Source organism: Rhodococcus sp. 5A-K4, assembly GCF_046097995.1.
Lineage (GTDB): Bacteria > Actinomycetota > Actinomycetes > Mycobacteriales > Mycobacteriaceae > Rhodococcus_F > Rhodococcus_F erythropolis.
Window position 1 is genome coordinate 239033 of the sequence record NZ_JBJURM010000007.1, and the last position, 21075, is coordinate 260107.

General features: G+C 62.6%; 20 protein-coding genes and 3 tRNA genes. 16 read left to right on the plus strand and 7 right to left on the minus strand.

Going from position 1 to position 21075, the window contains the following annotated elements; all coding sequences use genetic code 11:
* Positions 1 to 94 precede the first annotated feature (94 nt).
* From ACKAMS_RS12420 to ACKAMS_RS12430, 3 genes are all read left to right on the plus strand, one after another.
* Complete coding sequence (locus ACKAMS_RS12420) at positions 95 to 790, plus strand: TetR family transcriptional regulator (protein WP_003945327.1); 696 nt, start codon at positions 95 to 97, stop codon at positions 788 to 790.
* A gap of 35 nt (positions 791 to 825) precedes the next feature.
* Positions 826 to 1665: an alpha/beta fold hydrolase gene (locus ACKAMS_RS12425; protein ID WP_408989090.1), complete on the plus strand. Its 840-nt coding sequence runs from the start codon at positions 826 to 828 to the stop codon at positions 1663 to 1665.
* Between the two features lie 75 nt (positions 1666 to 1740).
* The gene (locus tag ACKAMS_RS12430) at positions 1741 to 2562 is read left to right on the plus strand and encodes an acyl-CoA thioesterase II (protein WP_021333443.1); all 822 of its coding nucleotides are present in this window, start codon (positions 1741 to 1743) and stop codon (positions 2560 to 2562) included.
* Here the strand turns inward: ACKAMS_RS12430 and ACKAMS_RS12435 are convergent.
* Positions 2552 to 3913, minus strand: a complete 1362-nt coding sequence (locus ACKAMS_RS12435) for an MFS transporter (RefSeq protein ID WP_046378786.1) — start codon at positions 3911 to 3913, stop codon at positions 2552 to 2554. The two genes, ACKAMS_RS12430 and ACKAMS_RS12435, sit on opposite strands and share 11 nt — an antisense overlap.
* A 126-nt stretch (positions 3914 to 4039) precedes the next feature.
* Between ACKAMS_RS12435 and ACKAMS_RS12440 the strand changes: the two genes are divergently transcribed.
* The 5 genes from ACKAMS_RS12440 to lysA all read left to right on the plus strand — a co-directional run bounded on the left by ACKAMS_RS12440 (position 4040) and on the right by lysA (position 9611).
* Positions 4040 to 4654, plus strand: coding sequence for a PadR family transcriptional regulator (locus tag ACKAMS_RS12440; RefSeq protein WP_019749131.1), 615 nt, complete (start codon positions 4040 to 4042; stop codon positions 4652 to 4654).
* Positions 4651 to 6681, plus strand: coding sequence for an NADPH-dependent 2,4-dienoyl-CoA reductase (locus ACKAMS_RS12445; protein ID WP_021333446.1), 2031 nt, complete (start codon positions 4651 to 4653; stop codon positions 6679 to 6681). The genes ACKAMS_RS12440 and ACKAMS_RS12445 overlap by 4 nt, the downstream gene beginning before the upstream one ends.
* 19 nt (positions 6682 to 6700) lie before the next feature.
* The gene (gene cmrA / locus ACKAMS_RS12450) at positions 6701 to 7504 is read left to right on the plus strand and encodes a mycolate reductase (protein ID WP_019749133.1); all 804 of its coding nucleotides are present in this window, start codon (positions 6701 to 6703) and stop codon (positions 7502 to 7504) included.
* 172 nt (positions 7505 to 7676) lie between these two features.
* Entirely contained in the window at positions 7677 to 8114 is a 438-nt protein-coding gene (locus ACKAMS_RS12455) for a hypothetical protein (RefSeq protein WP_046378788.1), read from the plus strand.
* A gap of 153 nt (positions 8115 to 8267) precedes the next feature.
* On the plus strand, positions 8268 to 9611 hold the full coding sequence (lysA, locus tag ACKAMS_RS12460; RefSeq protein ID WP_408989091.1) for a diaminopimelate decarboxylase: 1344 nt from the start codon (positions 8268 to 8270) through the stop codon (positions 9609 to 9611).
* A gap of 19 nt (positions 9612 to 9630) precedes the next feature.
* On the opposite strand, the gene ACKAMS_RS12465 is transcribed toward lysA, so the two are convergent.
* Entirely contained in the window at positions 9631 to 11370 is a 1740-nt protein-coding gene (locus ACKAMS_RS12465) for a helicase HerA-like domain-containing protein (protein WP_020970020.1), read from the minus strand.
* A 120-nt stretch (positions 11371 to 11490) separates the two neighbouring features.
* Between ACKAMS_RS12465 and orn the strand changes: the two genes are divergently transcribed.
* Together orn and ACKAMS_RS12475 are read left to right on the plus strand one after the other, a co-directional pair.
* Entirely contained in the window at positions 11491 to 12090 is a 600-nt protein-coding gene (orn, locus tag ACKAMS_RS12470; RefSeq protein WP_024487359.1) for an oligoribonuclease, read from the plus strand.
* 84 nt (positions 12091 to 12174) lie between these two features.
* Positions 12175 to 12247: transfer RNA gene (locus ACKAMS_RS12475), tRNA-His, on the plus strand.
* A 236-nt stretch (positions 12248 to 12483) separates the two neighbouring features.
* On the opposite strand, the gene ACKAMS_RS12480 is transcribed toward ACKAMS_RS12475, so the two are convergent.
* Positions 12484 to 12894 carry a MerR family transcriptional regulator gene (locus ACKAMS_RS12480; RefSeq protein WP_019749137.1) on the minus strand — a complete coding sequence of 137 codons (411 nt, stop codon included), beginning with the start codon at positions 12892 to 12894 and terminating at the stop codon, positions 12484 to 12486.
* Positions 12895 to 12949: 55 nt separating this feature from the next.
* Here ACKAMS_RS12480 and ACKAMS_RS12485 point away from each other — a divergent pair, with 55 nt between their 5' ends.
* Entirely contained in the window at positions 12950 to 13912 is a 963-nt protein-coding gene (locus ACKAMS_RS12485) for an oxidoreductase (RefSeq protein ID WP_408989092.1), read from the plus strand.
* A 134-nt stretch (positions 13913 to 14046) separates the two neighbouring features.
* Here the strand turns inward: ACKAMS_RS12485 and ACKAMS_RS12490 are convergent, their stop codons facing one another.
* Positions 14047 to 15255 (minus strand): Ig-like domain-containing protein, encoded by a 1209-nt coding sequence (locus tag ACKAMS_RS12490; RefSeq protein ID WP_080945687.1) that lies wholly within the window; start codon positions 15253 to 15255, stop codon positions 14047 to 14049.
* Positions 15256 to 15584: 329 nt separating this feature from the next.
* Here ACKAMS_RS12490 and ACKAMS_RS12495 point away from each other — a divergent pair.
* The 3 genes from ACKAMS_RS12495 (at position 15585) to ACKAMS_RS12505 (ending at position 17365) form a co-directional block, all read left to right on the plus strand.
* Positions 15585 to 15657, plus strand: a tRNA-Lys gene (locus ACKAMS_RS12495).
* Between the two features lie 111 nt (positions 15658 to 15768).
* Positions 15769 to 17199, plus strand: a complete 1431-nt coding sequence (locus ACKAMS_RS12500) for an amidase (protein ID WP_283309918.1) — start codon at positions 15769 to 15771, stop codon at positions 17197 to 17199.
* 93 nt (positions 17200 to 17292) lie between these two features.
* Positions 17293 to 17365, plus strand: a tRNA-Lys gene (locus ACKAMS_RS12505).
* A 66-nt stretch (positions 17366 to 17431) separates the two neighbouring features.
* Here ACKAMS_RS12505 and ACKAMS_RS12510 read toward each other — a convergent pair.
* Positions 17432 to 17653 carry a DUF3618 domain-containing protein gene (locus ACKAMS_RS12510; RefSeq protein WP_003945299.1) on the minus strand — a complete coding sequence of 74 codons (222 nt, stop codon included), beginning with the start codon at positions 17651 to 17653 and terminating at the stop codon, positions 17432 to 17434.
* A gap of 145 nt (positions 17654 to 17798) precedes the next feature.
* Between ACKAMS_RS12510 and bcp the strand changes: the two genes are divergently transcribed.
* Positions 17799 to 18272: a thioredoxin-dependent thiol peroxidase gene (bcp, locus tag ACKAMS_RS12515; RefSeq protein ID WP_019749140.1), complete on the plus strand. Its 474-nt coding sequence runs from the start codon at positions 17799 to 17801 to the stop codon at positions 18270 to 18272.
* On the opposite strand, the gene ACKAMS_RS12520 is transcribed toward bcp, so the two are convergent.
* The gene (locus tag ACKAMS_RS12520; protein ID WP_408989093.1) at positions 18269 to 19618 is read right to left on the minus strand and encodes a dipeptidase; all 1350 of its coding nucleotides are present in this window, start codon (positions 19616 to 19618) and stop codon (positions 18269 to 18271) included. The two genes, bcp and ACKAMS_RS12520, sit on opposite strands and share 4 nt — an antisense overlap.
* 290 nt (positions 19619 to 19908) lie before the next feature.
* On the opposite strand from ACKAMS_RS12520, the gene ACKAMS_RS12525 reads away from it, so the two are divergent.
* A complete protein-coding gene (locus tag ACKAMS_RS12525) occupies positions 19909 to 20610 on the plus strand; it encodes a TetR family transcriptional regulator (RefSeq protein ID WP_019749142.1) in 702 nt (233 codons plus the stop codon).
* A gap of 58 nt (positions 20611 to 20668) precedes the next feature.
* On the opposite strand, the gene ACKAMS_RS12530 is transcribed toward ACKAMS_RS12525, so the two are convergent.
* On the minus strand, positions 20669 to 21067 hold the full coding sequence (locus ACKAMS_RS12530; RefSeq protein WP_408989094.1) for a holo-ACP synthase: 399 nt from the start codon (positions 21065 to 21067) through the stop codon (positions 20669 to 20671).
* Between the last annotated feature and the right edge of the window lie 8 nt (positions 21068 to 21075).

Genomic DNA, 21075 nt, shown 5'->3' on the forward strand with positions numbered 1-21075 from the left:
ACAAATGTTCACCGAAGATAGTGTGACAGGTGCACACAAGTACATGTCAACAAGAATGTGATCCGAGTTACACGAGTTGCCGAAAGGAGCCGGAATGCCTGTACCTACACTCGACGTCGTGACGAAGGCCGGACCGGTGAACCCAGAGCGCAGGGAACCCGACAACAGGGAACCGGAAAGTCGTGCCGCAAAGAAGGAACGCACACGCCAAGCGCTCCTGGACACTGCCATGGACCTCTCGGCCGATCGCGGCTTCGCCGGAATCAGCTTGCGAGAGGTAGCCAGGGAAGCCGGGATCGTTCCGACGGCGTTCTACCGCCACTTCGCTTCACTGGAGGACGTCGGTGTCGTCCTCGTCGAAGAGAGCATGCGCATGTTGCGCCAGATGCTGCGCGACGCAAGGCGTAATCCCAGCACCAAGGACGCCGCTACGTCACTGGGCATCCTTGTGCGACAAGTGCATACACACGAGCGACAGTTTCGGTTCCTCTGCCGCGAACGCTACAGCGGCGTCAGTGAGGTACGACGTGCGATAGCCACTGAAATGCGGTTGTTCGTCAGCGAACTGACCATCGACCTCTCCAGAATTGCCGGACTGGAAAGCTGGTCGTCGGACGATCTGGAAATGGCTGCCGACCTGATCGTCTCGACGATGTTCAGCGCTGTCGTCGAACTGCTGGACGCCGGGACGGCCGGGTATCGCGACGAAGCCGCCGTCATCACACGAGCCGAGAAGCAACTGCGAGTCATCATGCTCGGAATGGCCACCTGGAATCCACCTCGAAACTGACCTCGGGTTCACCTTTTCGACGTACGGTGAGAGTCATGTCTTCCACGAGTACATACGAAATCCCCGTTGGCGACCTCACCTTCGACGTACTGATCTCGGGCCCGGACGACGGCATTCCGCTGGTAGCGCTGCACGGCTTCCCGGAGAGCGCCGCATCCTGGGGCAAGGTCACACCACTGCTCACCGCGGCGGGATACCGTGTGATCGCACCGAATCAGCGCGGATACTCCGCCGGCGCGCGCCCCGAATGGGTGGATGCCTACAAGATCGAGCATCTGGTAGCCGACGTCGTCGGATTGCTCGACGCACTCGGCCTGTCCGACGCGCATCTGGTCGGCCACGACTGGGGTTCGGCGGTCGCCTGGCAGGTCGCCGGTCGCCATCCGAACCGGATCCGCAGCCTGACAGCCATCTCGGTCCCCCACCCCACCGCCTTCGGTTGGGCACTCCGCGAGGACGAGGACCAGAAGCAACGCTCGTCGTACATCGGACTTCTCCGACAGGAGGGCAAAGCCGAGGAAGTGTTGTCGGAGGACAACTTCCGCCGGCTGCGCGCCATGTTCGACGGCCAGATCGATCCTGAATTCGCCGACGAGCACATTCGTGTCCTGAGCGGGGAGGGCGCGCTCACCGGCGCCTTGAACTGGTACCGCGCGATGACTCGCGACTTCGGCGACATCGATCGCACCACCGTGCCGACCACGTATGTCTGGAGCACCGGCGACACAGCGCTCGGCCGCGCAGGCGCAGAACGCTGTGGTGAATTCGTGGACGCTCCCTACGAGTTCGTCGTGCTCGACGGCGGAAGTCACTGGATTCCGGAAGAGCGAGCCGAAGAGTTGGCCGAGGCGATCCTCGCACGTGCAGGATCCTGATCGTCGCGACGAATTCGGCTCTATGTATGTTGTCATACATAGAGCCGAATTGATTCCACCACCAGGAGTTCTGCGATGACCGAGACCGTTGCACCACCCCATCCGTTCGACACCGCTGTCGGATTGACGCCACTCACGGCCGGCTTGTCGACCGGCGAAACCAATCCGGCATACAACAACATGGTCGGGCCGTTCGGCGGCGTCACCGCTGCCACGTTGCTCGAATCTGTACTGAAGCACCCCGAACGCCTCGGCGATCCGCTGTCGTTGACCGTCAACTTTGCCGGTCCGATCACCGAGGGCGCCTTCGAGATCTCCGCCCGGCCGGTGCGTACCAACCGCTCGACGCAGCACTGGTCCATCGAACTGTCTCAGGACGGAACCGTCGCCACTACCGCGACGGCAGTGTTCGGTACCAGGCGTGAAACCTGGTCGTCTACCGAGATCACGATGCCGGAAGTTCCGTCGGCCGAAAACGTTGCGCTGCTGCCGTTCCCCGAGTTCATCGCCTGGGCACAGAACTACGAGATGCGCTTTGTCGAAGGTGCGATCCCCGATCTGGAGTCGGGCGAGCACCCCGACTCGACCACGACGCTCTGGGTGCGCGATCAACCGGCACGCGCTCTCGACTTCACGTCGCTGACCGCACTGTGCGATGTCTTCTTCCCACGAGTCTTCTTGCGCCGAGGCAAGATGGCTCCGGCCGGAACGGTCTCGATGACCATCTACTTCCACGCCGACGCTCAGACGCTGACCGAACAGGCAGACAATTCCGTCCTGGGAACGGCGCGGACCCAACGGTTCGGAAACGGATACTTCGATCAGTCGGCCGAAATTTGGGGCAGTGACGGCGCATTGCTCGCTACGACACACCAGTTGGTCTACTTCAAGGATTGACGGGGATCGCACTGTCCCCTTCCGGCGCCTTCACCATCGACAATGCGGCAAGGCCGACGCCGAGAACCACCAGCAGCCCGATGATGCCGGCACGGTCTGCACCGAAGAGCCAAGCGAACAGGCCGAACAGTGTCGGCGCCAAGAACGACACTGCTCGGCCTGTGGTCGCATACAGGCCGAACATCTGACCTTCACGCCCAGGCGGGGTGATGCGTGCCAAGAAGGTTCGTGCCGAAGACTGAGCGGGCCCGACGAACAGGCAGAGCGCGAGACCGAAGATCCAGAACATCACCGGCCCGGACACCGCGATCAATATCGCGCCGACCACGATCATCGACGCCAGCGAGACGGTGATGACCTGTTTGGGTCCGATCCGATCGTCGAAGCGTCCGGCCACCAATGCACCGATTGCGGAAATCACGTTGGCGGCAACACCGAACAGCAGGACGTCGGCCGCACTGATTCCGTAGACGTTGACAGCCAACACGGCTCCGAAGGTGAACACACCCGCCAGACCGTCACGAAAGAGTGCGCTCGCGATCAGGTACCAGATCGTGCGCCTGTCGACGTTCCAGAGTTCGCGCAGATCGCGCCACAACACCCGATAGGAGTCGAGGAACCCGGCCTTGGACGCTCCCGGATCGACCGCGGGGCTGGGCAACTCGGGAACCTTGAAGAACACCGGAATCGCGAAGACCGCGAACCACACTGCAGCCAGCAGTGCCACCATCCGGATGTTCATGCCGCCGTCGGTGGTCAATCCCAGGAATCCCCGAGTGTCGCCGTCGCCGACGATGAACCCGAAGTAACACAGCAACAGCAGCACGATTCCGCCGAAATATCCCATGGCCCAGCCGAAGCCGGAGACTCGTCCCAGATTCTCCGGTGTCGACACCTGCCGCATCATGGCGTTGTACGGCACGCCGGCCAGTTCGAAAATCACCGAACCGATTGCGAGCAGAACCAATCCGAGCCACAGGTAGCGGTAGTTGTCCTCGACGAAATAGAGACCCGCCATCGAGAGCACGGTGATGCCGGTGAGTATCGCGAGTGAGAGTTTGCGTTTACCCGACGCATCGAAACGCTGTCCGGTGATCGGGGCGAGTATCGCGATGAAGAAGCCGGCGATTCCGAGAGCCCAACTGAGCCACGTAGTTGCCGAAATCGTGCCGGGCAGGTCGTCGCCGACCGCGTCGGTGAGATAGACCGAGAAGACGAACGTGAGGATCACGGCGTTGAATGCTGCCGATCCCCAATCCCACAGCCCCCACGCGAACACTTGACTCTTCGTGGCCGCACCACCGATGCCTGCGGGTGGCTCGGCCTGCATGCTCGTGGACTCGGCGCTCATACGGCGAAGCCTAACTGCGCGCGGGCGACTCGGCGCCTCTCCGAAGTCGACATACAAGACGTTCTATGCAACAAAGTTAGTACGCACTTAGTTGCATACGCACCTGAGTGCATAGATACTTTTTCCATGGCACTCGAACATGCGTTGCTCGTCTCCCTGTCCGAACAGGATGCGTCGGGATACGACCTCACACGCCGGTTCGACAAGTCGATCGGCTTCTTCCACAGCGCGACGCACCAGCAGATCTACCGAGTCCTCAAGCGAATGGACGAGGCAGGCTGGGTGGAGGTGGAGGCCATCGCGCAGGACGGCCGCCCGGACAAGAAGATGTACCGCGTCAGCGACGCGGGTCGCGCCGAACTGACCCGATGGATCGCCGAGCCGTCCGAACCGAACCACCTGCGCAACGAGTTGGCCATCAAGATCAGGGCCGCAGCGCACGCCGATCTCCCCGCTCTACGACGCGAAGTCGCTCGCCACCGCGACGGCCACGCCGCCCGCCTCGACGTCTACCGACTCATCGAAAAGCGTGACTTCCCCAATCCAGCAGCACTTTCCGGCTCTTCACTGCACCAGTACCTGGTACTTCGCGGCGGTATCCGCGTCGAAGAAGGATTCACCGACTGGTGCCAGGAAGTTCTGGACGCATTGCCCACTGGCGAGTACGCCATCGAAGACACTGGCGAGTACGCCATCGAAGACACCGGCGAGTACGCCACGGAAGGACATCTTCAGTCATGACGGATACACAGTTCCCCCGCCTGCTCGAACCGCTCGACCTCGGATTCACGACGCTGAAGAACCGCGTCGTCATGGGATCGATCCACACCGGCCTCGAAGATCGCGCGAAGGACACCGACCGCTTGGCCGAGTACTTCGCCGAACGTGCTCGTGGCGGTGTCGGCTTGATCATCACCGGCGGCTACGCGCCCAACCGCACCGGTTGGCTCTTGCCCTTCGGTGCCAAGCTGACCAACCGCATCGAAGCGCGCCGTCACCGCCGGATCACCAAGGCGGTTCACGACGCGGGCGGAAAGATCGCCATGCAGATCCTGCACGCCGGCCGCTACAGCTACCAGCCTTTCAGTGTCTCCGCGTCGTCGATCAAGGCGCCCATCAACCCGTTCCGTCCGCGCAAGCTGACCGGCCGTGGGGTGCGTTGGCAGATCCGCAACTACGTTCGCTGCGCGCGCCTGGCCAAGTCCGCGGGTTACGACGGCGTCGAAATCATGGGCGGTGAGGGCTACTTCATCAACCAGTTCCTCTGCGAGCGCACGAACAAGCGCACCGACCAGTGGGGCGGCAGTTCCGAGAACCGTCGACGCATGGCAGTCGAAATCGTGCGACGCACACGCAAGGCTGTCGGCCCGAACTTCATCATCGTGTTCCGGCTGTCGATGGCAGATCTGGTCGAGGGCGGTCAGACCTGGGATGAAATCGTCTCACTGGCAAAGGAAGTCGAAGCCGCCGGCGCCACGATCATCAACACCGACATCGGGTGGCACGAGTCACGGGTGCCCACCATCGTCACCTCGGTTCCCCGAGCAGCCTTTGTCGACATCACCGGCAAACTCGAGAAGCACGTCGACATTCCGGTAGCCGCCTCGAATCGGATCAACATGCCCGAGACTGCCGAAGAGATCCTCAACCGCGGTGACGCACAATTGATTTCGATGGCCAGGCCGATGCTCGCCGATCCCGACTGGGTGAACAAAGCAGAACGTGGAGCGTCCGACGAGATCAACACGTGCATTGCCTGCAACCAGGCCTGCCTCGACCACGCCTTCGTTCACAAGCAGGTCTCCTGCCTGCTCAACCCGCGCGCGGGCCGCGAAACCACACTGATCCTCTCCCCCACTCGGCGGACCAAGAACCTCGCCGTCGTCGGTGCCGGTCCTGCCGGACTTTCCGCAGCACTCAATCTTGCTCAGCGTGGTCATTCGGTCACGTTGTTCGAGGCTTCGGACAAGATCGGCGGACAGTTCGGGATCGCACAGCTCATTCCGGGTAAGGAAGAGTTCGCCGAAACCATTCGCTACTACACCCGCATGCTGGACGTGGCCGGAGTGACGGTCAAGCTCGAAACCCGCGTCGCACCGGCAGATCTCATCGGATCCTTCGACGAAGTGGTGGTTGCCACCGGCGTGACACCGCGCGTTCCCAAGATCCCCGGCATCGAGAACTCGAAGGTGCTGACCTACGCCGAGGTCGTCCGAGAGGGCAAGCCCGTCGGCAAGTCCGTCGCCGTCATCGGCGCCGGCGGCATCGGCGTCGACGTGAGCGAATTCCTCACGCACCCCACTTCCCCCACTCTTCATCTCAAGGAGTGGAAGCAGGAATGGGGCGTCACCGAACCCGAAATGGCCCCGGGCGCTCTAACCACTCCGGTACCGGAGCTCTCCGAGCGGGAGGTCTACCTCCTCCAACGCAAGCCAGGACGCATCGGCGCCGGCCTCGCGAAGACCACCGGCTGGGTCCATCGGGCGGCCCTCAAGAACAAGGGCGTCCACGAGCTCTCGGGCGTCAACTACGAGCGCATCGACGACGCCGGCCTGCACATCACCTTCGGTGAGAAGCACGAGAAGCCCCGACTTCTCGAGGTCGACACCATCGTCATCTGCGCCGGGCAGGAGTCGGTTCGCGATCTCGTGGACGAACTGACCGTCGCGGGCGTGGTGACCCACATCATCGGCGGCGCCGACGTGGCAGGAGAACTCGACGCCAAGCGTGCCATCGAACAGGGCACACGACTGGCCGCGAAGATCTGACCGGCTACGCTGACTGATCGTGAGCCTGCCGACACCCACAACCACAGCCCGCGCCGTAGTGACCGGCGCCTCCTCCGGCATCGGAGAGGCACTGGCCGCTGATCTGGCATCACGCGGACATTCCCTGATCCTCGTTGCCCGTCGTGGCGAGGTCATGGAGGTCCTCGCCGAGAAGCTTCGCGCCGCGCACGGCGTCGAGGTGGAGGTCCGTGCATCGGACCTCTCCGACAGCGCGGCGCGTGCCGTTCTGGTCGAGGAACTCGGTGGCCGCGACATCAGCATCCTGTGCAACAACGCCGGTATCGCCACCTTCGGGCCGATCGCCGAGCTGGACCCGGCATACGAGCGCGACCAGGTCGAGCTCAACGCCGTTGCAGTGCACGATCTCACGCTGGCCGTGCTGCCCGGCATGCTCGCACGCAAGTCCGGAGCCATCCTGATGGTCGGGTCCGCGGCCGGAAACATGCCGATCCCCAACAACGCGACGTACGCCGCCACGAAGGCGTTCGTGAACACCTTCGCGGAATCGTTGCGAGGTGAACTCAAGGGCACCGGAGTGAACGTCACCCTGCTCGCCCCAGGCCCAGTACGCACCGAAACCCCGGACCCGGCCGAAGCGTCGATCGTCGACAAGCTCGTCCCGGACTTCTTCTGGATCTCGAGCGAGTACACCGCCAAGGTCTCGCTCGACGGCCTGGCCGAGAACAAGATGCGCGTCGTACCGGGCATCTTGAGCAAGGCGATGTCCGTCGCGGGCGGCTACAGCCCGCGTGCCGTCGTTGCGCCCATCGTGGGCACGTTCTACAAGAAGCTCGGCGGCTGATTCACGCAAACTTCTCAGAGCAGGCCATAGCAGACCATATAGTCGGTTAATGGCGATGCGAAGAACACTGGCAGTCGGGGCAATCCTTCTTTTGACCGGAGGGTTGCCCTTACTGCTGCCCACGGCAGCGAATGCATGTTCGTGCGCATCATCGGCTACCCCGGAAGAAGCCGTGAGCGTCTCCAGCACCGTTTTCCTCGGGACTCCGACGGAGAAAACTTCGGACGGGTTCGAGGACACCTACCTGTTCGACGTCAGCCGGGTCTACAAAGGCGATCTGGCATCGGTGACGTCGGTGGGGACACTCGCGAACGGGAACGGTTGTGGCACAAGATACGTGCTCGGCACCGAGCAGCTGATGTTCGTTTCTGCGCCGTACGACGTCGACGCCGAGCACGAGGGGCACAGCTGCGGGCCGGCTACCGAAACCGGGTTCGACATCCAAGCGGCGGTCGAGTCCGTGTACGGCGCCGGTTACGCCCCGAGTGCCGGCGGAACTCCGTCCGTTGGTGTGTCCGCCGACAGATCGGCGGTCATCGGCGGAGGCGCCGCGGTGGCATTGCTCGCGGTGCTCGGTTGGTTCGGATGGAAGCGCCGGCGAGCACAGTGATTCGACAGGCACAGTGATTCGAGCCCCGTCAGGGCCGCGTCAACCTCGTTCGGCGGCGCGTCAAGTAAGCGTCAAGAACCGCCCCACCGCTGATCTTCGGGAGTAGATCTGAAGGTAACCCGCAACACGGCGGGTCACCTTCAGGAGATCGACGTGACGCTACTCGAAATCTTCCCCTCCCTACGCGGCGCAATGACACCACGTATGGATCCTGCGTTGTGGCCCATCAGCACTCGCCACGACCACAGCGGGCGTGTCTGCATCGGCGACGTCTCCCTCGAAGAGATCGCGGACCAGTACGGCACACCGACGTACGTCGTCGACGAGGCGGACGTGCGGCACCGCTGCCGCACGTATCGAGAGATCTTCCCCGACTCGGAGATCGTGTACGCCGGCAAGGCACTGATGATTCGAGCGATGGCTACCTGGGTCTCCGACGAGGGACTCGGGGTGGATGTCTGTTCCGCCGGTGAACTCGCCGTCGCGCTTGCCGCGGGCGTGGACCCCCACCGAATCATCCTGCACGGCAATGCCAAATCGGTTTCCGAACTGAGGGCGGCGGTCAACGCGGGTGTCGGCCGGATCGTCCTCGACTCCCCCAGCGAAGCGGTACGGCTCGCGTCGGTGTGTACCCACCGACAGAAGGTGTTGATCAGAGTCACACCCGGCATCGACATACACGGACACAAGGCAGTGTCCACAGGCATCTTGGACCAAAAGTTCGGCCTACCAGCGTTTTCCGAAGAACTGGAACGTACGGTATCCGTCGTCGCCAACGCGGCGCACCTGCAACTCATCGGCCTGCATTGCCATCTCGGCTCCCAGATCACCGATCCCGAACTCTTCCGCCCCGCGATCGAGACGATGATCGCACAGATGGACGACATACGACGCACGCATCGAATCATCCTCACCGAACTCGATCTCGGCGGTGGCCATGGGATCGCATACATGCCGGGAGACGCCCAACTGGATCTGACCCGCCTCGCTCACGTCATCGACGAAACTCTCGACGACGCGTGCACCCGAAACCGCTTCCCTCGCCCCGAAATCGTGCTCGAGCCTGGCCGAGCGATCGCCGCGCGCGCCGGAATCACGCTCTATCGCGTACAGAACATCAAGTCGATCAGCGGCGGTCGAACCTTCGTTTCCGTCGACGGTGGGATGAGCGACAACCCTCGGGTGTCGTTGTACGACAGCCACTACGACGTCGAATTGGTGAACCGGCATTCGAGCGCACCGCTCCAGGAAGTCACCGTCGCCGGGCGGCACTGCGAATCGGGCGACGAAATCGCCGTCGGAGCAAGGCTTCCCGCCGACCTACATGAAGGTGACCTGTTGGCAGTGCCGTGTACGGGCGCATACCACCACAGCATGGCCTCCACTTACAACAGCGTCGGCCGGCCACCGGTCGTCGCTGTGCTGGGCGGGATTGCGCGGCCATTGATCAGGCGTGAATCGATCAACGACCTATTAGCCCGCGAGGTCGGCATCTGACCTCGCGGGCGCCTAAGCCTCAGCGCTTGCGACGGCTACCGGTACCGAAGATGTTTCGCGAAATCTCCCGCCCTGCAGCCGAAGCCGCCGAACGCAGGAAGCTCTTCACGGCCGAGTTACCCAAGATCTGCTCGGCGATGTTGGGGCCCTCAGGTTCGGCCGGCGGCGGTGGCGGCAGATCGGGCAGCGACGGAAGATCCAAGGACTGATCCGCCGTCGGAGCACCGGCCACCTTGGCCGTCAACTTTTCGTACGCCGACTCGCGGTCGATGGTCTGGCCGTACTTCTGATTCAGCGGACTCGACGACGCTGCCGCCTTGATCGCGTCGTTGCCGATGGTGTCCATCAGCGACCTCGGAGGACGAATCTTGGTCCAGGCCACCGGCGTCGGCGCACCCTTTTCCGAGAGCACGGTCACGATGGCTTCACCGATGCCGAGTGAAGTCAGTGCCTTTTCCAGGTCGTAGTGCTCGGTCTTCGGGTAGGTACGAACGGTCTTGTTGAGCGCCTTCTGATCGTCGGGCGTGAATGCGCGTAGGGCGTGCTGGACGCGCGCGCCCAACTGTGACAGCACCGAATTGGGAATGTCGGTCGGAAGCTGCGTGCAGAAGAACACGCCGACACCTTTGGAGCGAATCAGCTTGACCGTCTGTTCGACCTGCTGCAGGAAGGCCTTCGACGCGTCCGCGAACAGAAGGTGCGCCTCGTCGAAGATGAACACCAGCTTCGGCTTGTCCAGATCTCCCTCTTCGGGCAGCGTCTGGAACAGGTCCGCGAGCACCCACATCAGGAAGGTGGAGAACATTGCCGGACGCGCGGCCTGGGCACCGAGTTCGAACAACGTGATCACACCGGCACCGCCGACGACACGCAGCAGGTCCTCGGTTTCGAGTTCCGGTTCGCCGAAGAAGGTGTCACCGCCGTCGGCTTCGAGGTTGACCAACGCGCGCAGAATCACCCCCGCCGTCGCGGAGGAAACTCCGCCGATACCCTTCAGATCCGCTTTGCCCTCAGCGCTCGTCAGGTGGGCGATGACCGAACGCAGATCCTTGAGGTCCAGCAGGGCCAGGCCCTGAGTGTCGGCCCAGTGGAAGATCAGTCCGAGAGTCGATTCCTGGGTCTCGTTGAGGCCCAACACTTTGCTGAGCAGGATCGGCCCGAAACTGGTGATGGTCGCGCGCACCGGGATACCGATTCCGTCAGTACCCAACGACAAGAACTCGACTGGCATCCCAGCGGGAGTCCACGAATCGTCGCCCGTCTCGACTGCGCGAGCCTTCATCTTCTCGCTCGGATCCCCCGCCTTCGACAGACCCGAGAGGTCGCCCTTGACGTCGGCCATCACTACCGGCACACCCGCGGCGGACAGCTGCTCGGCGATGCCCTGCAACGTCTTGGTCTTGCCGGTACCCGTCGCACCGGCAATCAGACCGTGACGGTTGATCGTCGCCAATGGAATCCGCACCCGCGCGGTGGGATCTGCCACTCCGTCGATCACCACCGAGCCGAGCTCGAGTGCCCGCCCCTCGGATGAATAGCCGGCCGCGATTTCAGCTGCAGCACCCGACGGCGCCTGAGCTGCGGGGGTGGCTCCGGCCGATGCTTCGGCTTCAGCGGCAGCCGCTTCCTTCTCGGCTTCCTCAGCTGCTGCCGCGGCTTCAGCTGCAATCCGAGCGGCTTCGGCAGCGGCAGCCTTGGCAGCTTTCGCCTTCTCCGCCGGCGTCAGCGGCGCGGCTCCGTCCTTCGGATCCACGGTCATCGAAAAGCCCTCCTCGTTGCAATGCGGCGAAGTTCTTGTCATCACCCGAACGCCGTCTTACACACGTCGAGTTTCCACCGCAGACCTTATCCCGCGCCCGCGCGCACTACTGTGTTCCTGGTGCAGGACAAATTGGTATGGATCGATTGTGAAATGACCGGGCTGCGACTCGAGTCGGACAAACTCATCGAGATTGCGGCTCTGGTGACCGACAGCGACTTGAACATCTTGGGCGAAGGTGTGGACATCGTCATCCACGCCGACGACGACGCATTGGCTGCAATGCCCGACGTCGTGAAGAAGATGCACGCGAAGTCGGGACTGACCGAAGAGGTTCGTAAGTCGACGGTCACCCTCGCCGAGGCGGAGAAAGAGGTGCTCGCGTACATCCGCAAGCACGTTCCCGTCGCCGGTACGGCTCCCCTGGCAGGTAATTCCATCGCCACCGACCGCGGATTCATCTCGCGTGACATGACGGCGCTGGACACATACCTGCACTACCGGATGATCGATGTCAGCTCCATCAAGGAACTCTCCCGCCGCTGGTACCCGCGAATCTACTTCGGCCAGCCCGAAAAAGGTCTCGCCCACCGGGCACTCGCCGACATCAAGGAATCCATCCGCGAACTCAAGTACTACCGCGGCACCGCATTCGTCGCGGCGCCCGGACCGTCGAGCGCGGAGATCGCAGCCGTCGTAGAGGGCTTGGGTCCCGCCTGACCTGCCGATTGGCTTCCTGACCGACTTTCGCGCTAGTATCTCTTTCGTCAAAGCAGCCGGGTCAAACCGGTGGCCGAGGCAATGGTGGGCGTAGTTCAGTTGGTAGAGCACCAGGTTGTGATCCTGGCTGTCGCGGGTTCGAGTCCCGTCGCTCACCCAAGCGGAACCCCCGAAGATGTCGAAAGACATTTTCGGGGGTTCTTTTGGTTTGTGCGCCGGCCCCAATCCCCCCTTCCACCGCCGGGTGGGGTGGCGACCGCGACAAATCGCCCGCTCCCGAGAAACCCGTGCCTGGGCCGAGCGAACGTACCTCTCGTCGCCTCAGATAGACCGAAAGCCACTTTCGCTCACATGGGGGTAGCTGGAAATCGCCGCACATGGCCCAGCCGTCGATCACTCGGGCGACGGTTGCGGCTCCCAGACACCTGCGACGGTCCCCTCGCGAACGTGTCGCTCGTATGCCGAAACCTTGTCGTGGATGACGGTCAGGTTGTCCTGCAGCGCAGAGATCCTGGATCGAATCAACACCTCATGCTTTTGTAGAAGTGAAAGCCGTTCCTTCTCGTTTCCCGGCCCTGACCTGACGAGTGCGGCGAATTCGCGGATCGTTGCGATCGGCATACCCGAGTCTCGGAATCGATTGCACAGCTTCAACCAAGCGACATCGTTTTCGGCGTAGACCCGACGCCCACCTGCCGAGCGCGCAACCTCGTGAACGAGCAATTCCTCACGTTCGAAGTATCGAAGGGAATCGATACTGATTCCGGTCTCGACAGCTACGTCACCGATTGATAGTTCACGCATTGCCCGTCTACCTTTCCTTGACCTGGAGTGCACTCCAGATTTTACGGTCGCGGCCATGAATTCCATTCAGCGCAAAATCAACACCGGATTCTCCCGAATCTCCACTGCCGACGACGTACTTGCCGGACAAGATTTAACCGGCACAACTGCTTTGGTCACTGGCGGGTACTCCGGACTCGGATACGAGATTTCGCGGTCACTTTCTTCGGTCGGCGCGCGAGTTGTAGTTCTTGCCCGCCGACCAGAACAGGCACGGAGCGCGGTGGCCGACCTTCCGGGTATCGAAGTGCGAGCGTGCGACCTGTCGGACCCGAGCAGTGTCGGATCGTGTGCGCGAGAAATTCTCGAATCCCGGATCACCCCGGACATCATCATCTGCAGTGCGGGGGTCATGGCCTGCCCGGAACTCCGTGTCGGCTCCGGATGGGAATCACAATTCGCGATCAATCACCTCGGGCACTTTGTACTGGTGAACCTGCTTGTGCCAGCCATGCCCGCAAACGGTTCTCGCGTAGTCGCTGTCTCGTCGGCGGGACATTTTCTGTCGGGAGTGCGTTGGGATGACATACATTTCCGCAACGGTTACGACCGCTGGCTTGCGTACGGTCAAGCCAAGACTGCAAATGCTCTATTCGCTGTACAGCTGGCGAGCGCCGGTGCTTCACGCGGTATCACTGCGTTCTCCGTCCATCCCGGGAGCATCCTCACTCCCCTTCAACGTCACTTCTCTGCATCGGAGAAACACGATCTCGGATGGACGACGTCGAATGGCGACGCCGTGCCGGGATTCAAGACTCCCTACCAGGGCGCCGCTACAACGGTGTGGGCAGCGACGGCACCGATACTCGCCGATCACTCCGGCGCGTACCTCCAGGACTGCAACATCGCGGACGTCGCGCAGACTGATGACGTGAGCGTCGGCGGCGTGAAGCCTTGGGCTACCGATCGCGACGACGCACGCAGATTGTGGGCACTGTCCGCTGAAATGACCGGAGTGGACGCCTTCGGTCGACGCTGACGCCGAGCGAACGTACCTCCCGTCGCCTCAGATAGACCGAGAGGCACTTTCGCTCACAAAAGGAATACAGATGCAGAAATGCCCCCAACCGGACGGTCGGGGGCATTCTGACGTTCAGTGCTTCAGGGACGCACTCAGACGTCCGCGTTGCCGGTCTTCCAGACGCTCCAGGGGATGTTCCAGTCACCGAGGCCGTCGGTGCCGGAGAGCGTTCCGCCGACGGTGTTCTTGACGACGACGATGTCCCCACGCTTGGTGTTGTCGTAGACCCACTTGGCGTTGGACGGGCTCAGGTTGAGGCAGCCGTGACTGGTGTTGGAGTACCCCTGCTGCCCGACCGACCACGGCGCCGAGTGGAAGAAGATGCCGCTGTAGGACATTCGGGTCGCCCAGTCGACGGGGGTCTTGTAACCCTGCGCCGAGGTGACCGGGACGCCGTACGTGGACGAGTCCATGATCATGTTCGCGAAGCGGTCACCGATGATGTAGACGCCGTTGTCGGTGGGAGTGCTGTCCTTGCCCATGGAGGTGGGCATGGTCATGACGGTCTCACCGTTGACCTGGAAAGTGACCTGCTTGGTGTTGTCGTCCGCCGTGGCGATGACGGCATCACCGATGGTGAAGGAACTCTTCGCGTCTTCCTGCCCGAAGACTCCCTTGCCGAGATTGCGCCCGTACACGTTGACGCTCACGTCGACTTTGGTGCCGGGTGCCCAGTAGTTCTCCGGACGCCAACGGACCTCACGATTGTTGACCCAGTAGAACGCACCTTCGACGGCCGGAGTCGTGGTGACGGTGATCGCGGCTTCGGCAGCCTTGCGATCGGGGATGTTCTCGTCGAACTGCACCGCGATGGGCTGACCGATGCCGACCACGTCGCCCTCGTTCGGCAAGACATACGGCTTGGTGACGTTGCCGGGTGCGCTGGTGGTGAAGGACGTGACCGTCGTACTGGCGCCGCCCAATCCGAATGCGCGGGCTTCGATTTTGTACTTGCGGTTGTAGCCGAGCGGTTCGGTGGTCGTCCACGACGCACCGTCGGCAGCAATCGCGCCGGCAACTGCCTTGCCGTCCTGATTGACCATCGTCACGTCGGACAGGGCGCCGTCAGCGACGTTGATCTTGACCGGGTCGCCCGGCGAGAAGCCGACAGCGCCGTCGGCGGCGGTCGAGGTGAGCTTCGGCTTGATGAGTTCGGTGAGCGGATTGGAATCGATCGGCGCCGATCCCTCGGTGCTGACGTCCTTGCCACCCGACGTGCACGCGGTGACCAGAACGAGCGCACCGAGAGACACCGCGATCATCGCCGCACTCTTCGACACTCGACCGTTCCCCCCGCGCACGAACAGACCCCACCTTTGACGACTCATCGTTCGACTCCGCTTCACAATTTCTCCGACTAACTTCCGCATCACATGCGAATCCCACTTACCGGAAGGCAAGTGGGACTTGCGGTATGACTGCGCTGCACCAATGATGCCAGGCGCGCTCGTTACCAACGGTCATGAAGGGCCACGCCGTCAGTAACATTCAAGTATCAATCGCTCCGAACCGTCCGTTTTGTTACCGCTTTCAGCGGATTTCCTCCGATTGGACTACGGCAGCGAGGCCGCCACCTGGCGATTTGCTCCCGAACCGGCGATTCGGCTAATGTTCTGTCTCGCAAGAGCGAGCGCCTATAGCTCAGTTGGTAGAGCAAGTGACTCTTAATCACTGGGTCCGGGGTTCGAGTCCCTGTGGGCGCACTTGCAAAGGTCCCCACCTTCTTCGGAAGGTGGGGATTTTTCTTTGTGGCTTGGTGGACAGGTCGTGGTGAATAGACTTCACAGTTACCGGAACCACGGCCTGGAGGTCTGATGACTGAGCGCGAATTCACGCCCGGCGGCGAACTGGCATTTGCCGGGGTGGCAGGTCAGGCAGCTCTGATCCGGTCCGGAGCTTTGTCCGCCCGCGAACTCACCGAGACCACACTTCGCCGTATCGAGCGCCTCGATTCGACGCTAAACGCATTTGTACGAGTTCTCGCGGACGAAGCACTCGACGAGGCGACACGGCTCGATCAACGTCAGGCCGACGGCAAAACCCTGGGCCCACTGCACGGAGTCCCGATTGCAATCAAGGACGAGAACGACGTCGCCGGAACGCCGACGACGTACGGCGGTGCGGCAGCCACGCGCATCGCATCGGCCGATTCAGAGGTTGTCCGCAGGTTGCGCGAAGCGGGTGCGGTGATCGTCGGCAAGACGACGATGCCCGAGTTCGGCATCTGGCCCTTCACCGAGACTGCCGCAAACGGATACACGAGAAACCCTTGGGACACCGGCATATCCACCGGCGGATCGAGCGGAGGATCTGCGTCGGCCGTCGCGTCGGGAATGGTCGCGGCGGCAATAGGCGGCGACGGCGGCGGTTCCATACGATTGCCTTCGGCGTTCTGCGGGTTGTTCGGACTCAAGCCGCAACGCGGTCGGGTGAGCACCGCGCCGAACCGAAACCTCTGGCGCGCACTCGGCACACTCGGGCCTCTCACTCGTTCGGTCGAGGACAGCGCGCTCGTATACGACGCAATCACCGGCACCACCGAGACCGACGACTACACAGCCGAAACGCTCCGAACCAGCTTTGCCGACGCGGCCGTGTCGGCACCCGGGCCGCTTCGCATCGCGGTGTCCACCCGGAGTCCGGTCCGGGGCGTCCGCCCGTCAGCGGAGATCGTTGCCGCGGTGCTCTCGATCGCAGAGATGTTGAGCGCGTTGGGACATCACGTCGAAGAACACGATCCCGAGTACCCGGACGCCACTGCCGCTTTTCTCCCGCAGGTACTCGGCGGTGTCCGCGACGAAGCGCTTCGTGTCGATCATCCAGCGCTTCTCGAGAAGCGCACGCGAGCGCTCGCCTCGATCGGCCGGATAGCTGCACCCGCGCGCGTCGGCAAATTCGCCTACCGCAAAGGTCAGCGAATTGCAGCGACGGTCAACCAGGTCTTCGACACCTTCGACCTGGTCCTGATGCCGACGACGCCCGCGCTGCCACGCCCGATCGGACAACTCGAAGGAACCGGCCTTCTGTCCGCAGTCCGCAAGGCGTTGCCGATCGCCGCCTACTGTTCTATCTGGAATGTCTGCGGCAACCCGGCGGCCGCAGTACCCGCCGGCTTCTCCGAACACGGACTCCCCCTGAGCGTCCAACTGGTTGCGCGCAGCGGTGGCGAATCGGCGATTCTCGCCGTCGCACAGCAGTTGGAAAGCACCGTCCGCTGGCCGGATTCACGCCCGCCACACTCGTGAATTTCGGAAGCGATGTAACCATCGTCACCACGATGAACACGCGTTTTGCAAACTCCTGAGCCTGTCGGCTAATGTTCTGTCTCGCAAGAGCGAGCGCCTATAGCTCAGTTGGTAGAGCAAGTGACTCTTAATCACTGGGTCCGGGGTTCGAGTCCCTGTGGGCGCACTTGCAAGAAGGCCCCCACCTCACCAGGTGGGGGCCTTCTTCATGTTCTGCCTTCGAAAACTCGGGTCAGCGAATGATCTTCCGGACCACGAGTAGTCCCACCACTGAACCAACTGCGATCAGCGCGTACTTCACGGCCGGCTCGTTGAGCTTGGCGAGCACCGTCTTCTTGGTGTTCTCGACCAGCCGCTTCGGGTTGGTGCGGACCGTCAGTTCGTCGAGTGTGCTCGCGAGCTGGTTACGCGCCTTCTCGATCTCGCGTTCGATGCTCTCGGTGTCCCTGGGCACGTGTCCTCCAACTTGTCTGTGTTCTGCTGCTCTGTGTGCGGGTCTGCTGTGCGGACGCAGCGCGCCGACACTTCGCTCTACCGTAGAGGAGCAGAATGCCCTCGCGCCCACCTGCCGCGCAATTTCTCGACTAACCTCGATTCCCGTGACCGAGAACAGTAGATTGTCCGCCGGCGACGTCGCGCCGGATTTCACGCTCCCAGACGCCGACGGCAACGAGGTTTCGCTTCACGATTACCGCGGCCGCAAGGTCATCGTGTACTTCTACCCCGCGGCCAGCACCCCGGGGTGCACCAAGCAGGCCTGCGACTTCCGCGACAGCCTCGCCGAATTGAACGGTGCCGGGCTGGAGGTCGTCGGAATCTCGCCGGACAAGCCAGCAAAACTCGCGAAGTTCCGCGATACCGAAGAGCTGACCTTCCCGCTGCTCTCCGACCCCGAGAAGGCGACGCTCGAAGCCTGGGGCGCATTCGGTGAGAAGAAGATGTACGGCAAGACGGTCCAGGGCGTCATCCGCTCGACGTTCCTCGTCGACGAGGAAGGCAAGATCGAGGTGGCCCAGTACAACGTCCGGGCCACCGGCCACGTCGCCAAGCTACGACGCGATCTGTCGGTCTAACTCCCGTACCTGCTCAAGAACAGCGTCTCCGCGAAAGCGAGATTCTCGATCTCCGACGGGTCGACGCTTTCGTCAGGTGCATGAATGCGGCACTGCGGTTCCTCGACGCCGATCAACGCGATCTCCGCGTCGGGGAACTGCTCGGCCAACGCACTGCACAGCGGAATCGATCCCCCTTGGCCGGCAAACCCCACTTCGCGGCCGTAGGCATCGGTCAGCGCAGACTTCAGCTGCGCGAATCCCGTTCCTTCCGTCGAGGACGAGAACGGTGATCCCGTCGATTCCGGTACAACCTCGATGTGGACGCCCCACGGCGCCGCTGCGCGGAGGTGGTCAGTCAACAACTTCTGTGCCTGCGCCGGATCCGTGCCAGGCGGGACACGAAGATTCAGGCGTGCGGATGCACGGGGCGTGATTGCCGCCGCAGAACCCACGACCGGCGGGCAGTCGATACCCAGGATGGTCAGCGCCGGACGAGCCCACACCTGCTCGGCGACCGAACCGGAACCAGTCAGCTGTACCCCTTCGAGTACCCCGGCGTCGGAGCGGAACTGATCGCCGTCGTAACTGACTCCCTCCCACTCCTGGTCGTTGATCAAGCCTTCGACAGTGGTGTTTCCGGCGCCGTCGTGCAGCGTCGAGAGAATGTGCACCAGCGCGGTGATCGCATCGGGTGCCGGTCCACCGAAGACACCGGAGTGAATCTCACCCTCGAGCGTCGACACGTGGACCACCACGTTGGCGATCCCGCGCAGTGATGTCGTGATCGTCGGCTCCCCGACCTCGGTGTTGCCGGTATCGGCGATCAGGATCATGTCGGCCGCAAAAAGTTCGGGCCGCTCTCGCACCAGATCCTCGAGACCGCCAGTGCCCATCTCCTCTGATCCTTCGGCGACGATCGTCAGATGTGCGCTCGGATCCACACCTGCTGCGGCGAGCGCTCGCAGAGCTGTCAGATGCATGACGACGTTGCCCTTGCAGTCGGAAGCGCCGCGTCCGTACCACCGTCCACCCCGCTCGGTGAGCGTGAAAGGCGGCGAGCCCCAGAGCTCTTCGTTTCCGGGCGGCTGAACGTCGTAGTGGCAGTACAGCAGAACCGTCGGAGCACCGCCTGGACCTGGTCGACGACCGACGACGGCGGCCGAGCCGTCGGAGGTCTCGATCGCCTCGATATCGGCGAAACCCTGATCGCGGAATGCCTCCAGGACCCAATGTGCCGCGGCCGCGCATTCTTCCGGCGGGTACTGCCGTGCATCTGCGACCGACTTCATCGCCACAAGTGCACTCAGATCCTCATGGGCACGCGGCATGAGTTCACGTACCGCGGTTCGCAGTTCTTCCGTCATCGTCTCCCTCTCCTCGGCATCGAACCTCGGTGTGCCCGAAGAATCTCAGTGTGCCCGAATCGGGCGTAGGGAGTCGGCAGGATCGCCGTTGCGCCACACCGCGCAGCAACCTCTTCAGCTACTGGACAGGTGGTCACCTAGTATCGAGGTGTGGCAACAGCATCGGGACTCGTGTGCGCGCACCTGCGCGGTGCGTTTCGACCGATCACGACCGCCGAAGTAGGTGGCCGATGACACCGGATAATGCACAAGTCCCAAATTCGACAGAAAACACCGATAGCCTGGAAGACGTGCAGCCCACGACTCGTAACCGCGCGCGGCGACGAGTCGACCCAGCACTGGAGAATCCTCAGAGCCTCGAAGAACCGCAGGAACTGCTGCCGCGCAAGCGTCCGACGCAAGAGCGCAGCCAGCGTAAATTCGACGCACTCCTGGCAGCGTCACGGGAACTCCTCACCGATGTCGGTTTCGAATCGTTCACCTGCGAAGAGGTCGCGGCACGTGCTGACGTCCCGATCGGGACGCTCTACCAATTCTTCGCGAACAAGTACGTCATCGTGTGCGAATTGAACCGTCAGGACCTCGTCGGAGTCCAGCACGAGCTTGCGCAGTTCGGCGGCGAAGTACCGTCACTCGACTGGTTGCGGTTCCTGAACAGTTTCGTCGATCACATGGCCGGACTGTGGACGTCCGATCCGTCGCGCCGCGAGGTCTGGCTGGCGATGCAGTCGACGCCGTCCACGCGGGCCACCGGAGTCATTCACGAAAAGCAGTTCGCCGAGACCGTAGCGAAAATGCTCGGTCCGTTGACGCCGCGTACGCGGCGAGATCGTCGCCTGATGATGGCGGAAGTTCTTGTCCACGTGGTGTATTCGATGCTCAATTTCTCGGTTCAGGACGGTCAGTCGCATGCCGACGCCGTCGCCGAACTGAAAAGGTTGATGATCGCGTATCTCCTCGTCGCCGAGAAGGAATCCCGCACGAAGGACTAGTCGAACGACAAAGAGCCGGTCTCCCCTTGGGAGACCGGCTCTTTCGTGTCCGGCAGTGCTACTCCGGGTCGGATTCGATGACCGCGAAAGCGCCCGCCATGTCCCCGTCGTGGGTGAGCGAGATATGAATCTTCACTCCGGTGAGGTGTTTGGCCACGTCACCGCGAAGCCGTATGCCCGGGCGACCCCAGGCGTCCGAGACGACTTCGATCTGATGGTGGATCATCTCCCCCAGCACCGGTGGGCTGGCGAAGAGAGCAGTTGACCATGCCTTGATCACTGCTTCCTTCGCTGCCCACCGGGCGGCGAAATGTCGTGCCGGTTCGGAGCTCCGGGTAGCAGCGTCTCGACGCTCGCCCGGTGTGAAGTTGTCGAGCATTGCCGTTCCCGGCCTGTTCAATTGCTCGGCGAACTCCGACACCGTCACGAGGTCGAAGCCGATACCCAGAACTCCCATACCGTGAT